12 protein-coding genes are annotated in these 14750 nt (G+C 45.7%); 6 read left to right on the top strand and 6 right to left on the bottom strand.

Translation table 11 applies throughout. The features are described from left to right. Nucleotides 1–501: 501 nt before the first annotated feature. The 3 genes from NCCP2331_RS17300 to NCCP2331_RS17290 are packed head-to-tail and all read right to left on the bottom strand — an operon-like array spanning nt 502 to nt 5964. Nucleotides 502–2301 carry an acyl-CoA dehydrogenase family protein gene (locus NCCP2331_RS17300; protein WP_251671989.1) on the bottom strand — a complete coding sequence of 600 codons (1800 nt, stop codon included), beginning with the start codon at nt 2299–2301 and terminating at the stop codon, nt 502–504. 39 nt (nt 2302–2340) lie between these two features. Beyond that, on the bottom strand, nt 2341–3516 hold the full coding sequence (locus NCCP2331_RS17295; RefSeq protein WP_251671988.1) for an acetyl-CoA C-acetyltransferase: 1176 nt from the start codon (nt 3514–3516) through the stop codon (nt 2341–2343). Nucleotides 3517–3543: 27 nt separating this feature from the next. Continuing rightward, nucleotides 3544–5964, bottom strand: coding sequence for a 3-hydroxyacyl-CoA dehydrogenase/enoyl-CoA hydratase family protein (locus NCCP2331_RS17290; RefSeq protein ID WP_483882479.1), 2421 nt, complete (start codon nt 5962–5964; stop codon nt 3544–3546). 178 nt (nt 5965–6142) lie between these two features. On the opposite strand from NCCP2331_RS17290, the gene NCCP2331_RS17285 reads away from it, so the two are divergent. Together NCCP2331_RS17285 and NCCP2331_RS17280 are read left to right on the top strand one after the other, a co-directional pair. Beyond that, nucleotides 6143–6463 carry a thioredoxin family protein gene (locus NCCP2331_RS17285; RefSeq protein WP_251671986.1) on the top strand — a complete coding sequence of 107 codons (321 nt, stop codon included), beginning with the start codon at nt 6143–6145 and terminating at the stop codon, nt 6461–6463. Nucleotides 6464–6518: 55 nt separating this feature from the next. Then, a complete protein-coding gene (locus NCCP2331_RS17280) occupies nt 6519–7034 on the top strand; it encodes a C39 family peptidase (RefSeq protein WP_251671985.1) in 516 nt (171 codons plus the stop codon). Here NCCP2331_RS17280 and NCCP2331_RS17275 read toward each other — a convergent pair. Then, on the bottom strand, nt 7023–7901 hold the full coding sequence (locus tag NCCP2331_RS17275; protein ID WP_251671990.1) for a 5'-3' exonuclease: 879 nt from the start codon (nt 7899–7901) through the stop codon (nt 7023–7025). The two genes, NCCP2331_RS17280 and NCCP2331_RS17275, sit on opposite strands and share 12 nt — an antisense overlap. Before the next feature lie 123 nt (nt 7902–8024). On the opposite strand from NCCP2331_RS17275, the gene NCCP2331_RS17270 reads away from it, so the two are divergent. After that, nucleotides 8025–8516, top strand: coding sequence for a hypothetical protein (locus tag NCCP2331_RS17270; protein ID WP_251671984.1), 492 nt, complete (start codon nt 8025–8027; stop codon nt 8514–8516). Nucleotides 8517–8560: 44 nt separating this feature from the next. After that, nucleotides 8561–9151, top strand: a complete 591-nt coding sequence (locus tag NCCP2331_RS17265; protein ID WP_251671983.1) for a hypothetical protein — start codon at nt 8561–8563, stop codon at nt 9149–9151. Nucleotides 9152–9238: 87 nt separating this feature from the next. Here the strand turns inward: NCCP2331_RS17265 and NCCP2331_RS17260 are convergent, their stop codons facing one another. Further along, nucleotides 9239–9814 (bottom strand): uracil-DNA glycosylase, encoded by a 576-nt coding sequence (locus tag NCCP2331_RS17260; protein WP_251671982.1) that lies wholly within the window; start codon nt 9812–9814, stop codon nt 9239–9241. A 121-nt stretch (nt 9815–9935) separates the two neighbouring features. Beyond that, on the bottom strand, nt 9936–11144 hold the full coding sequence (locus tag NCCP2331_RS17255) for an MFS transporter (protein ID WP_251671981.1): 1209 nt from the start codon (nt 11142–11144) through the stop codon (nt 9936–9938). Between the two features lie 1587 nt (nt 11145–12731). On the opposite strand from NCCP2331_RS17255, the gene NCCP2331_RS17250 reads away from it, so the two are divergent. Both NCCP2331_RS17250 and NCCP2331_RS17245 read left to right on the top strand, forming a co-directional pair. After that, the gene (locus tag NCCP2331_RS17250; protein ID WP_251671980.1) at nt 12732–13172 is read left to right on the top strand and encodes a cell wall hydrolase; all 441 of its coding nucleotides are present in this window, start codon (nt 12732–12734) and stop codon (nt 13170–13172) included. A 367-nt stretch (nt 13173–13539) separates the two neighbouring features. Further along, complete coding sequence (locus NCCP2331_RS17245; RefSeq protein ID WP_251671979.1) at nt 13540–14676, top strand: CapA family protein; 1137 nt, start codon at nt 13540–13542, stop codon at nt 14674–14676. Nucleotides 14677–14750: the final 74 nt, after the last annotated feature.

Below are 14750 nucleotides of genomic sequence, written 5' to 3'. Positions count from 1 at the left end.
GCCTGCCGCTCCAATCCCTTGCATAGCAAGTGGATGATACTTATCAGTGCATTCTAAACTTAGGAATGTAATTTGTGTTGTTAACTGAATTTGTTTTTATCTGCACTTGAACTAAAAAACTACAAAAATAGTTAAAAAGCAAAACAATACCGTATGCATTTGCTACATATATCGCTCACTAAAAACGTAATTATTCATAACCATCAAACCAGTGTACCGGAGTGCAAGGCGGCGACTCGGGGAGGATCAGCCCGACAGGTGAGACAACTTGCGGGAGCTTGCGGGAGAAGATGGTAGAAGGAACCTTGTATTGCCTTAATTTTTGCGAAGAGCGCAAAAATACGGCAAAGCGAACTCTTCGCTGTTCGCTTGGCTCACCGCGGGCCCTCCCGAACGCGTCCGTCTGAAACGAAGGGAAACGGTATCGTTACTACTTAATATTTCTAAATCCCAAAACAAAACGCCCCGTATAGAAACGGAGCGCTTCATTATTCATTCACATCAAACGATAAACTTCTCAGCTTCAATCAGCTTATCAGCCGCTTCACGCTTCTTCGCAATCAAGTTATACGGATTGTTGCGAGTCAACTTGCGCAATGCAGAGATCATCATGCGCTGGTTGTCGCCGTCCACTGCTGCAAGCAATGTTTCTTTTGCTTCCGCTTCGATGCGTCCGAACGCTTCTTGACAGAAAATCTGTGTATATAGAAGCTTCTGGTTTTCTTTCTCTGCGCCGTTTTTGTTGATTGCTTTTTCCGTACGAAGAACTGCAGACTCCATACCGAACAAGTCGTTCGCAATATCAGCGATGTTCACCAGAATTTCCTGCTCCTGATCCAGCTTCGTGCCGTAGCGCTGAGCTGCAAGTCCAGCCACCAGAATACCAATTTTCTTCGAGTTCTTCACAAGCGCTTTCTCTTGTGCCAATGGCTCATCGCCCACTTCTTCCGGCATCATGGAAAGCAATTCTTCCTGCAAAGCCTGCGCCTGCTGAAGCAATGGCAGCTCGCCTTTCATTGCTTTCTTAAGGAATGTACCTGGAACGATCATCCGGTTGATTTCATTCGTACCTTCGAAGATACGGTTGATACGGGAGTCGCGGTAGATGCGCTCTACTTCGTATTCCGCCATGAAACCATATCCGCCGTGGATTTGAACCGCTTCGTCGACGATGTAATCCAGTACTTCAGAACCGACAACTTTGTTGATGGAACACTCAATCGCATACTCCGCAATGGATGCTGCTACTTTTGCGCCGTCTTTTTGCTCTTCAGGGCTCATTGCAGCGTTGTGCTCTTCAAAGTATCCAACTGTACGGTAGATCAAGCTTTCCGTAGCATACAGCATCGAAGCCATCGTGCCGAATTTTTCTTTTGTCAGGTTGAACTGAGAAATCGGCGTGTCGAACTGCTTACGCTGGTTCGCATATTTGATAGCCAGTTCAAGTGAACGCTTTGACCCTCCGATTGTGCCTACTCCAAGCTTATAACGTCCGATGTTCAGGATGTTGAATGCGATGACGTGTCCGCGGCCGATTTCACCAAGCAGATTTTCAACTGGGACCTGAGCGTCTTCAAGGATCAACGTACGTGTGGACGATGATTTGATACCCATCTTCTTCTCTTCCGGCCCTACTGAAACGCCAGGGAAGTCTTTCTCCACGATGAATGCTGTGAACTTATCACCGTCAATTTTTGCATAGACAACGAATACATCAGCAAATGCAGAGTTTGTGATCCATTGTTTTTCACCGTTCAGTACATAGTGTGTGCCTTCAGCATTTAATTTAGCTGTAGTTTTTGCTCCCAATGCGTCAGATCCTGAGCTTGGCTCTGTCAATGCGTAAGCAGAAATTTTCGCTCCGCTGGCAGAGTTCGGCAAATACTTCATCTTCTGTTCGTGATTACCGAATAAAACGATCGGCAATGTTCCGATCCCGACGTGTGCGCCGTGAGTGATCGAGAAGCCGCCGGCCAGCGACATTTTTTCAGCAATCAATGCAGAAGTAACTTTGTCCAGTCCAAGACCTTCATACTCTTCTGGAATATCTGCAGCAAGCAGACCAAGGTCTCCCGCTTTCTTCAGCAATGTCACGGAGTGTTCAAACTCATGGTTTTCAAGCTTTTCGATCAACGGTGTCACGTCGTTTTTCACGTACTCTTCCGTTGTCTTTGCAATCATCTTCTGCTCGTCTGTAAAATCTTCCGGTGTGAAGACGCGGTTTGCGTCCATATCCTCAGTTAAAAATGCTCCACCTTTTACGAATTCTGTCATTTTAGTACCCTCCATAGCTTTAGTCATCTATACTCCCCCTGTTTCTCCCATTTTTCCTTACTGGACTTATAGTACTTCGAAGACCCCTGCAGCACCCATTCCGCCGCCGATACACATCGTCACGACCCCGTACTTCTTGCCCTGGCGCTTTAATTCGTTAATTAATTTCAATGTCAGCACTGTACCTGTTGCACCGAGCGGGTGGCCAGTAGCGATAGCTCCGCCGTTAACGTTCACTTTGTCTGTATCCAGTCCAAGAGTCCGGATAACCGCCAGTGACTGAGAAGCGAAGGCTTCATTCAGCTCCCACAGGTCGATATCTTCTATAGATAGTCCCGCGATCTTCAATGCTTTCGGAACCGCTTCGATCGGCCCGATCCCCATGATTTCAGGCGGTACGCCGCCAACTGCGAATGAAAGGAATTTTGCCATCGGTTTCAAACCGCGCTTTTCCGCAAGCTCGGAATCCATTACGAGGACAGTTGCCGCTCCGTCAGAAGTCTGTGACGCGTTGCCTGCTGTAACAGAACCTTTCGCTGCGAATGCCGGGCGTAATTTGCCAAGTACTTCCGGAGTCGTTCCCGGACGCACGCCTTCATCCATTTCAAACAGCGAAGTTTTTTCTTGATACTTGCCGTCTGGACCGACAAAGCGTTTTGTCACTTCAACCGGTACGATTTCATCAACGAACTTTCCTGCTTTGATTGCAGCTTCTGCACGTCTATGTGATTCTACAGCGAATGCATCCTGGTCTTCACGTGAGATTTCATACTTCTGTGCCACTTGCTCAGCTGTATGCCCCATTCCCATGTAATATTCAGGTGCTTCTTCTGCTAATTTAACGTTTGGACGGATTGTATTCCCCATCATTGGAATCATACTCATGGATTCCACACCGCCAGCAATAATTGCTTCTGAGTGACCGAGCATAATGCGTTCTGCCGCATAGGCAATCGTCTGCAATCCTGATGAACAGAAACGATTGACTGTTACAGCAGGCGTTGTATCAGGCAAGCCTGCCAATGCGCCGATATTTCGCGCCACGTTATTCCCCTGTTCTGCTTCCGGCATTGCACAGCCGATGATCAGATCATCAATCGGTCCATCATAATTTCCTGCACGTTTCAATGTTTCCTTTATCGTCAACGCCCCGAGATCATCCGGACGGACAGTTGCCAAAGAACCTCTTCCCGCTTTTCCAATCGGTGTTCGAGCACCGGCTACAATTACTGCTTCGCGCATTCTGTTTCCTCCTTTATCATCTACCTGTCAGTTACGTAACGGTTTGCCCTTCACAAGCATATGCTGCATACGCTGCTGTGATTTCGGCTCTGCCACCAAACTCAAGAATGCTTCACGCTCAAGATCCAGCAAGTACTGCTCCTCAACAAGTGTACCGAACGGAATCTTACCGCCTGAAATGACATGAGCTAATTTCTTCGCAATCTTCAAGTCGTGATCGCTAATAAAGCCGGATAAGTGCATACCTTCTGCAGCCAACAGCAATGTTGCATAGCCCGAATCGCCCGTTACCGGAACTTTCGCCTTCTTCGGCGCTACATAGCCTGCTTCATATAACGAAAGTGCCGCTTGCTTCGCATCGTAAATCAGGTGGTCTGGATTGAAGCTGATACCGTCTGCAAAGTCCAAGAAGTTATTTTCTCTTGCTTCGTCTGCAGATGTCGAAACTTTCGCCATTGCGATGGATTCGAATACTTTATTTGCAACGTTCTGGTAATCAACCGGCACGCCGTTCGGAAGACCTTTCAGATGCTTCTGATACAGATTGACGTTTCCGCCGCCGCCCGGGATCAGCCCGACGCCTGCTTCTACAAGCCCCATATATGTTTCAGAGGAAGCCTGGATATGTGCAGCCGGAAGACAAACTTCCGCTCCGCCGCCGAGTGTCATCTGGAATGGAGCAGCGACGACCGGCTTACTGCTGTATTTAATTCTCATCATCGCGTTCTGGAATGAACGGACTACGAAATCCAGTTCAAAGATATTATCATCCTGTGCTTCCATCAAGATCATTCCAAGGTTTGCACCGACACAGAAGTTTTTCCCCTGGTTACCGATGACAAGGCCTTTATAGTTCTGTTCCACTTCATCAATTGCGTAGTTGATCATTTGTGTGATATCCAGTCCGATTGCATTCGACTGTGAATGGAACTCCAGTAATGCAATGCCATCGCCTAAATCAATTAGACTTGCTCCGGAATTCTTTTTAATAACGCCATGTTTCTTCTTGTAGCTTTTGAGATTGATCTCTCTCTCATTTACTTTTACCTTTTGGTAGTCTGTACCGTCAAAGTAGTAAAGCTCGCCGTCTTCCTCTTTATAGAAAGTTTCATAGCCTTTATCCAGTAACGACTGCACAAATGAAGGAATCTCTTTTCCTTCTTCTTTCAATCGCTCAACTGATTTGCTGACACCGATTGCGTCCCAAATTTCGAATGGTCCCTGAGTCCAGCCGAAGCCCCACTTCATGCCGTTATCAATCGCTACGATATCGTCTGCGATTTCGCCGTGAAGCTCAGCGGCATACAGCATAGGTGGAAGGAGTGTGTTCCACAGAATCTCTCCTGCACGGTCTTTCGCATACACTAACGTCTTCACTTTATTGGCAAGTCCTTTTTGCTGTTTTGCCGCATCTATTGAAGGCGCTTTCATTTTCTGGGCAGGCCCATATTCCATCGTCTTCAGATCAAGCTCAAGGATTTCGCGTCCTTCTTTCTTATAGAAGCCTTGCTTCACTTTCGCGCCGATCCAGCCGTTTTCAACCATTTTCACTACCACTTCAGGAAGATCGAATACTTTTTGCTCGTCACCTGTCGTCTGGTCATAAACGTTTTTCGCAACATGCTGATACGTGTCAAGTCCAACTACATCAAGTGTGCGGAATGTCGCCGACTTCGGACGTCCGATTAATGTACCTGTAATGGAATCGATCTCACCGATTGAATAGCCGCGTTCGAGCATTTTATGCAATATTACCTGCAGGCCGTACGTTCCAATCCGGTTTCCAATGAAGTTCGGAGTATCTTTCGCAATAACCACACCTTTACCAAGTCGGTTTTCACCAAACTCTGTCATGAAGTCTATTACTTCAGGTGAAGTTTTTTGTGTAGGAATGATTTCTAGTAATTTTAAGTATCTTGGTGGATTAAAGAAGTGCGTTCCCAGGAAATGTTTCTGGAATTCTTCCGAACGGCCTTCCGACATCGCTTCGATACTGATTCCGGATGTATTGGAAGTAACAATTGTACCCGGCTTGATCACGTTTTCAACTTTCTCATATAGACTCTTCTTAATATCCAAGTTTTCAACGACTACTTCAATAATCCAATCTACTTCAGCAAGCCGTTCCATATCGTCCTCAAAGTTACCCGGTGTAATTAATGATAAGTTTCTCTTTGTTGTAAGAGGAGCTGGTTTTTGTTTTAATAACTTCTCCAACGCCGTCGCAGCAAACTTATTGCGGAATCTAGGATCCTCAACCGTCAGCCCTTTTGCTTCATCATCGGCACCCAATTTTGGTGGAACGATGTCCAGTAAAAGAACAGGTATTCCGATATTGGCTAAATGTGCTGCAATACCTGAACCCATCACACCAGATCCTAAAACTGCCGCTTTTCTAATTTGATAAGTCACGTGCAATCCTCCCTTTATCTTTGAATGAACACTCATTCATTTATAGCGTAAAAAAAATACGCGTTGCTTATAGATACTAGTGTAAATCATTTGAAACTATTTCGCAATATTTAAATCAGAAATAGTTTTACTTTGCAGATTTTTTTGAACAAGCATTAAAATACCCAACCTACAGGAAACATTGTACACTATCTATTGAATGGAGGCGATATAAATGAAAGAAATTAAATCTACAAAAGAATTTAATGAACTAATCGCGGGTGATAAACCGGTACTTGTAAAATTCGAAGCCGATTGGTGTCCGGACTGTAAACGTATGGATATGTTCATTGATCCGATCGTCGAAAAATACGATGCGTATTCATGGTATGAAGCCGATCGTGATGTTCTCCCTGAAATCGCTGAAAAATACGAAGTGATGGGAATTCCGAGTCTGCTGATTTTCAAAGACGGAGAAAAGCAAGCACACTTACACAGTGCAAACGCAAAATCACCCAAACAAGTGACAGATTTTCTGGATGAAGTAAAAATTTAATGAAAGCAGCGCTGACTTCGGTCAGCGCTGTTTCTCGATAATGGAGGTGCCTGGCATGGCAAGATACATAGAGGTTACAGGTAAATCGCAGCATGATCACGATATTCAGCCCAAATACCGCGCTTCTGCTTGCGGCCCTGTCACCGCTTTTGTGCTGCTGCGCCATCTTTTCCCTGCGCAACAGGCTCCCGACATCAACAAACTGTACCGCCGGCTCGGCGGTACAAAAATCGGCTTGCCTGCATGGCGTTTCGTCCGTAATTTACATCAGCTTCTCGGTAAAGACTGGACCGTTAAAGTATGCACAATAGACGAGGCCATCCGACAACTGGACGAAGGCCGCCCTGCAGCGGTGAAATTCGATAAATGGTTCCGTCTGAAATGGCGCGGCCGTTTTTCATTCGATTACCACTGGGTTGTCCTGGTAGGCTATGAATATATAGAAGGTAAACTACATTTACTTGTTCAAGACAACGGCGGCAAAAACCGTCCAAGCACTGTCCGCTCTGTACCTTATCAGCTGAATGAAAGCATACTGACATTCGTCAAAATCGAGCCGTCAAAACGGTGAAACAGGTAATCCCTGCCGAGCGATCAGAGAATAGCCCTGCTGTTCCATTAGTCTGGCCGTTTCCTCAGTGAATGCAGGAATCGTCAACTGATCGAGCGGATCATCAAGCGTTAATTCACAGTGAATCTCCGCCAGTTCTATCGACAGCATCAGCATCTCTTCATCTGTCTCAATCTTTTTACGCACGCCTGCAGCCAACTCTTCTTTGGCTGCGAGTACCCCGTCCACCGAACCGTATTGTTGAATCAGCTTCAGAGCTGTTTTCGGACCGATTCCCTTCACTCCCGGATAGCCGTCACTAGAATCTCCTGTAAAAGCTTTCATATCAACAAATTGCCCTGGTGTGATTCCATACTCTTCTATAAAACGCTGTGCATTGTATTCATCATACTGTGTGTAACCTTTTTTTGTTAAGGCAATGGTCACATCGGGCCTCAACAGCTGCAGTAAATCCTTATCACCCGACACCACAGTGAATTTGGCTTTTCCATTCCACGACTTAATCAGCGAACCAATCAAATCATCCGCTTCCATATTCGGAATCCCGTAACTTTTCCATCCTAATGTTTCAGACACTTCCCGTGCCATATCAAACTGAGGAACAAGCTCAGGCGCCGGTGCCGGCCGGTGTGATTTATAGTCCGGAAACAATTCATTGCGAAACGTCTTGGAACCCATATCCCAGCAAACCGCCAGATGCGTCGGCTGAAATATGGAAATGGCACTCATCGTGTGACGTACAAATCCCTGTACGCCATTCGTCGGCACATTATAAGCATTCGGAAAAAACTGTCCGCTATGTGCTGTCGCAAAAAAAGATCGGAATAACAAAGCCATCCCATCAATTACTAAAATATGCGGTTTCATTTCATTCAATATGATCCACTTCCTTTTCTTTAGTGTATCACAGCAGCAGATCCAGTGAAGAGAAAGTCAAACGGTGCAGCCGCTGCATATACTATTTCGAGACAGTATAGAAGGAGTGATGTTTTGAACCAACATGACGGATATCGCCAATATCCTCCAAATCAGCAGCCATATTGGCAAGGCTCAGGATTTAATTTTCCAGGCTGGAATTCACCTTCCCCAGCTCAGTTATTTCCTCCTTGGATGCAAAGAATTCCAGGTTTCCCCGGCCAGCAAGACTCTCAGTGGTTTCCCGGTTCTCCTGGGTTTCCAGGACAGCCGAATTTTCCGAATCAGCCGGGCCAAGGCGGCCAAGCAGCAGCACCTACTTCGCCTCCGCCAAGCCAAGTACCAAGTTACCCCGAATTCCAGACATTTGCAGTTGATCCCGGAGCAATCTCAGGTTGTTTATTCCGGTTCACATACGTCTGGACTTCTAGGTTCAACGGATTCTGGTTCTACCCGACATTCGTCGGCAGAAACTCTGTCGCAGGTTTCCAGTGGAATTCACGAAGGTACCGATGGGAGTACTTAGGAATTGACTTACAACGTATTGATGCATTCCGCTGCTTCTGAATGAAATGAATACGCTGCACACAATAGAAAGAAGGAGTGATTTTTTGAATCAGCAAGGCGAAAATATGTGGTACCCGCAGTTGCCCGAAGGTTATCCAGGACAGCAGTATGATGCCTATCATCATACAAATCATTACCCGCAATACCCGCCAAATCAACAAGGATGGCCGGGCGGACCAGGTTCAAGCGGCATGCCGGGCTATCCGCCTCCGGGGCAATCCTACCCGCCATGGCAGCAAGGACATCCAGGCCAATATCCAGGTTATCCAGGTCAGCAGCCGGGGTATCCTGGGCAAGGTTATCCGGGATATCCGCAGCAGCCTGGCTACCCCAGTTCCCCAGGGCATCAAGGCCAGCCGGGAAATCCAAGTCAGCAAGGCGCGCCGACTTCAGCGCCGCCGAGTCAGACACCCAGTTATCCGGACGCACAGTTGCGTGCAGTCGATCCCGGCGGTATAGCAGGATGTCTGTACCGCTACACGTATATATGGACTTCTAGAAATAAAGGCTTCTGGTATTATCCAACTTTCGTCGGCCGCACTTCGATTGCCGGCTATCGATGGGATCCGCGCCATTATCGATGGGAATATTATGGAATGGATTTGAAGAAAATCGATTCATTTAGATGCACGTAAAAAACCTGGCGGAATTCGCCAGGTTTTTTCAATGAGACAGATTGCCAATAAACCAAAAACCAAAAGAGCAATGAGTACCGCATACATTTACTGCATCAGCCGAAACTTCTCGGCTGCGAATGATAAATCTTCGGCAAACTTCGGATACAGATTGGGTCTGCGCCGGACAGCAAGGGGATGGTATGCCACAGCTGTTTGATACCCGCCGACATCATGCCAGCTGCCGCGCAGCGATTTAACATCAACTTCAGAATTTTTGAAGAATGATTGAACTGCCACATTGCCCAGGCATATGATCAATGAAGGGTTTTGATTCTCCAGCTGTTTTTCCAAATGATGCATACAAATGGAACGGACCTGCTCTTTATCATATTTCCGTACAGGTCTTCGCTTTAAAATGTAGGTAACGTAGATGGTGTCTTTTGATAAACCGACTTCATGAAGAGCCTGCTGTAACGTTTGGCGTGTTCCGCAAACCATCGGGTTCCTCTCACGGTCTTCACGGACGCCCGGATTATCCAAAATTACCAGAATGGGTGCCCGTGGATTCCCCTCTCCCCAAACCATCCGGGACCCTTGACGATAAAGTCCGCACTCCCGGCATTCCAATTGTTCTTTTGGCGTTGGGTCTTCGGGCCACACCTCACAACTAAATGAATTCATTAACCTCACACTCCTGATACTTTAGATTCCCCTAAGCACTTGACTCTATTCAAATAACAGAAAAAACACCTCCCATGTGTGCCTCTATGTGCACGTTACTGGAAGGTGTCTTTCTAACTGTTCATATCGTGTGATTTACTTGATCGTCATTTCCTTTTTTTAACGTAAGCATAGCCAGGAAGGACATGCAGTACAAGCCTGCCAAATAAAGCATCGCAACTTTCATATCGTAACTCTGCAAGATGAAGCCAACCAGAATCGGCGAGAATCCGCCTATCGCTCTGCCGAAATTAAAAATAGTATTGGTTGCTGTACTGCGGATCTGAACAGGGTACAGGCCGCCAATCAATGCCCCGTACCCTGCAAACATTCCATTGGAGAAGAATCCTACGATTGAACCCCCGAGTAAGACACCGACACTTCCGGTTGCATAGGAATATAAAAACACAGCACATGCTGAAGCGATGAGAAATAGACCGAATGAACGCTTTGTTCCAAACTTATCAAGAAATATACCAAACGTCAGCATTCCGATAATCATGCCCACCGCCGTACTGATTGTCCAAAGTGCAGAGCTGGAAACAGACAGCCCTTGTGACTGCTGCAACATGGAAGGCAGCCAGATCATCAATCCGTTATACCCCGCAATTTGAACGGTCGCCATTACAATTAAAGTGAGGGTCGTGAATGTGATTCGGGGTGTTTCAAATAATTGCAGCAACTTTCCCTTTTCTTTTTTCTTCACTGCAGTTTTATTTTTTTGAGCAGCCAGCCATTCCGGTGATTCATCCAAATTCCTTCTGACAATAAAAGCGAAGATGACAGGAATGACACCGACAAAGAATAATGCCCGCCATCCCAGCGTCGGCAAGATCACTGCACTGATCAATGCAGCCAATATCACACCATACTGCGCTCCGACACTGACATAAGAAGAAGCCCTTCCCTGTTTATTCTTTGGCCAGGCTTCTGCAACGAGGGCCATGCCGATTCCGTATTCCCCTCCGGCACCAATTCCGGCGATTAAACGGAAGACGTAAACTTGCTCAATACTCGTGGCTAATCCCGTCAGTGCTGTACCGATCGCAAATAGTAAAACGGTATATGTAAATACTTTAACTCGCCCGTATTTATCCGCTAAAATTCCAAATACGATACCGCCAAACAACATTCCGATATTCGTTACGGATGAAATCAGTCCGCCTGTTGCCAAGTCGATGTGGAATTCTGCGATAATCATAGTCATGGCAAAAGAAATAAACATGATGTCCATGCCCTCTAAAGTCAAACCTGTTACCGATGCCACAACAGTTTTCTTTCGATACTCCATTCTGTCTTCCTCCAGTATATTCTAGATGTTTGCTTCTTTTTACAGAAAGAATGGATAAATGGATCCTATTCTTCTTTTCCGCCTCACGGGACGTTCTTTAAAAGAAGATGCTGCTGTTGCACGTTTCTGATAATTGGGCAAATTAAATACCCTTCCGTCGAAGAGGACAAAAGGGTATGACTAAACAAGCTAACCATATACAATTGCTCTTTTCGGCTTCTCTGAACCGTGTTAAAAGAAATATATTTCCGTTGTTTATTTTAACAAATGATTTTTTGATTATCCACTATATAAGTTGAATTAATAAATAATCATTCTACAAATTACTTAGCACCGTTGATTTCCGTTCCAGGCGGACGCTTTCTGGAGGGCCCGCGGTGAGCCAACTTGGTCGCTACGCTCCCCTAAGTTGTCTCACCTGTCGGGCTGATCCTCCCAGAGTCGCCGCCTTGCACTCCAATCAACTGAGTAGATAGAACATAGCTTCCCTATGATGTAAAAAGTTTAATTCAACTTAGGCTCTACACCAAAATCTGTTCTTGACCCTGTCACGTGCGTATTGCAAAATCTTGCTGAAGTTTGTCAGGAGGTGGATTTGTGCGGGTTTCGTTGCTCGACTTTGCAGTTTGAACCCACTTCAGCGCTGGGGGATTGCCTTACGCGATAAGCCTACTGGCGAAGAACATGCATCATTGCCTTAATTTCTGCAAAAAACCGCAGAAATACGGCAAAGCGAACCCTTCGCTGTTCGCTTCGCAACGGCCGACCCCGCAGTTGCGCCTACGCTGTTGTTGCGGAAAGTATGTCATGTTGCTTTTTTGCAGAGAGCGAGTTTAGTTGGTGTAGTTTCGTTTCTCGACTTTGTAAACGCATTGACCACAGGAATTTAGGTATTTGCAGAATGATAAGTAGTGCATGAAACATCGGTACTATCGTTATAGTCTCAATTAGTATGCTCATACTACTACCTACTCACATAAAAAGTCCTGAAAAACCAGCTTAGTGTACCGGAGTGAAAGCCGTCACGTAGAACGGCTTTTGCGAGTAAAAGCGTAGCGTTAGGAGCACTGGTTTTAGGCGACTCCGGGAGGATCAGCCCGATAGGATGAGACAACTAAAGGGAGCGAAAGCCTTTACGAAGAAAGGCTTTTGCGAATAAAAGCGTAGCGTTATGAGCACAGTTTGCCTTAATTTCTGCAAAGAGCGCAGAAATACGGCAAAGCGAACCCTTTGCTGTTCGCTTGGCTCACCGAGGGCCCGCAGGACACGCGTCCGCCTGGAACGCAGGGAAACGGTGTCCTCCCACTTACCATCCTATACTGCGCAATCACGAAAAATCTTAAACTGCTCATCAATTAAACTGTCAAGCACATGTTTTGGTGAAGACCCTCAACTTATATAGTAAATTTTTATTTTTGGTGACATCCATCCATTTGCATCACGGCCAAACTTCTGCGTCACGGTCCTGCTGGAAAATCAGGACTTCTACATATGCAAAAACGATTTTGTATTTGTCTTCCTGTTAACTTTCAGATAAACTGACATCATTATGGCGGACTTCACATAAAATATGGTTGAGGTGAAAAAATGCCAAGAGTTAAATACAGAGATTCAGACGTTGATTTAATGGCGAGGATGATGCGCGCTGAAGCAGAGGGCGAAGGGAAACAAGGAATGCTGTATGTCGGCAATGTGATTGTAAACCGGGCGATAGCAGACTGTTTGGATTTTAACGATGTGAGAACGATTAATGACGTCATTTTCCAGATACAAGGCGGGAATTATTCTTTTGAAGCAGTGCAAAAAGGAAATATGTTTTACCAGCGTGCAAGAGAGACTGAAAAAAGGCTGGCCAAACAGAATTTAGATTCATGGAGACAGCATCCGGCGCAGTATGCACTTTGGTACTTTAATCCATACGGCCCCTGCCCTCCCACTTGGTACGGCCAGCCGTTTACAGGACAATTCAAAAGTCATTGTTTTTATGAACCAGTGGCAGGTACTTGTGAAAGTGTTTATATGGGATAAGTAGTATTTCATTAGGAACTCTCAGCTGTAATGATACAATGACACTGGAGAATGGCATGTTGTTTGTTGAGTAGAAGTAAGAAGACGTTTACATCAGCCTGTCTTTCGGCCAATTGTAAACGTCTTTTTTATTCATTCTTGAGATTCCGCAAATCATATTTCTTACTGAACTGATTTTTGTGGAATTCCTAAAAGTTCGTACAATGAATAGATCATAATCGAGAGCATCTTCTATATTTATTTACCATATGGTATAATCAGGTGATTTTAGCAGCAGAGGGAAATAATTATTTGAAAATGAAGTGTGGGTATAATTTCCGTGTACTTAAAACGTGATAATCCTACACTTTGATATGGGGAGTGGAACGTGAAGACAAAGTGGCTTGTCGCCGTCATGTGTATGACCTGGGTCGTATGCGGCTATCTTTTATGGAATCATTGGACAGAAAGAGATCGGTCTCTATCTGCTGCATGGGTAAATGATCAATCTGAAAGTAACAGCATAAAAGATGAGAATAATAAAGTAGAAGAGAATGTAGAGCAGCGTGTTGAAAATACAGTTGTGACCACAGCAACCATCGGCATGACCGGCGATGTGCTCCTGCATTACCCCATTTACACGTATCCAAGTTTTGACTTTGCGTTCGCCGCAGTGAAGGAGAAGCTGACGGACATTGATTTCTTGCTGGCCAATCAGGAATCCATGCCGGCAGGTGCTGAACTTGGATTGTCGACTTATCCAATATTCAACAGTCCGAAATACATTATCCGCGACCTGCAGGAAGCAGGCGTGGACATGATTTCAATGGCCAATAATCATACATTGGACAAGGGTGAAATCGGCGTAATGAAGTCTATTGAGCATGCGAGAGAATATGCGATGCAGTATGTCGGCGCCTATGATTCATTTGAAGATCAGGAGACCTTGAGGATAGTCGAAGTGAACGGCATACGGATCGGTGTGCTGGCCTATACGTACGGAACGAATATCGAGCCTGTCCCGCCCGGCAAAGACTATTTGGTCAATTTGATCGACTATCAGAAAGTTGCTGACGATATTCTGCGAATGAAACCGGCTGTCGATGTCATCGTTGTCTCTTTGCACTGGGGTCCCGAGTACAGACTGCAGACATCACAAGCACAGGATGAACTGGCTCAGTATATTTCGTCTGCGGGCGCTGATATCATTTTTGGACATCATCCGCACGTCCTGCAACGTTACGAGGAAATCGGGGAGACAAAAGTGTTTTTCTCGCTCGGCAATTTTTATTCGGCCCAGCCGTATGAATATACGAATTTTGGTGGGATTGCACGGTTGACTGTGACGAAAGAAAAGACAGGCGATATCTCAAAGGTGACCATTGAAGATCCACGATTTTTCCCGACTGGCGTCATAAAAGATGAACAGAATCGCTTTAAAGTCGTGCCCTTGAAAAAAGCGGGTCAGGTGATTACGTACACTGAAGGCTGGGTGGAAGATCATGTGGGTGTGCCGAAGTGGTAGATTTATAGAAAAATAAACAGGCTGCCCTGAGAATTTCAGAGCAGCCTGTTGTGTTGAATTAATTCGCCGCCGGC

This window comes from Sporosarcina sp. NCCP-2331, assembly GCF_023707945.1.
In the GTDB taxonomy this organism is placed as follows: Bacteria; Bacillota; Bacilli; order Bacillales_A; family Planococcaceae; genus Sporosarcina; species Sporosarcina cascadiensis.
The sequence above is the reverse complement of the archived record's forward strand: the minus strand, read 5'-3'. Positions and strand labels throughout refer to the sequence as shown.

What these genes read in the sequence shown, in the direction of transcription:
- NCCP2331_RS17260 (WP_251671982.1), bottom strand. Translation starts at nt 9,814, where the DNA reads ATGAATTCATTTAGTTGTGAGGTGTGGCCCGAAGACCCAACGCCAAAA.
- NCCP2331_RS17300 (WP_251671989.1), bottom strand. Translation starts at nt 2,301, where the DNA reads ATGACTAAAGCTATGGAGGGTACTAAAATGACAGAATTCGTAAAAGGT.
- NCCP2331_RS17255 (WP_251671981.1), bottom strand. Translation starts at nt 11,144, where the DNA reads ATGGAGTATCGAAAGAAAACTGTTGTGGCATCGGTAACAGGTTTGACT.
- NCCP2331_RS17285 (WP_251671986.1), top strand. Translation starts at nt 6,143, where the DNA reads ATGAAAGAAATTAAATCTACAAAAGAATTTAATGAACTAATCGCGGGT.
- NCCP2331_RS17250 (WP_251671980.1), top strand. Translation starts at nt 12,732, where the DNA reads ATGCCAAGAGTTAAATACAGAGATTCAGACGTTGATTTAATGGCGAGG.
- NCCP2331_RS17295 (WP_251671988.1), bottom strand. Translation starts at nt 3,516, where the DNA reads ATGCGCGAAGCAGTAATTGTAGCCGGTGCTCGAACACCGATTGGAAAA.
- NCCP2331_RS17290 (WP_483882479.1), bottom strand. Translation starts at nt 5,964, where the DNA reads ATGAGTGTTCATTCAAAGATAAAGGGAGGATTGCACGTGACTTATCAA.
- NCCP2331_RS17275 (WP_251671990.1), bottom strand. Translation starts at nt 7,901, where the DNA reads ATGAAACCGCATATTTTAGTAATTGATGGGATGGCTTTGTTATTCCGA.
- NCCP2331_RS17280 (WP_251671985.1), top strand. Translation starts at nt 6,519, where the DNA reads ATGGCAAGATACATAGAGGTTACAGGTAAATCGCAGCATGATCACGAT.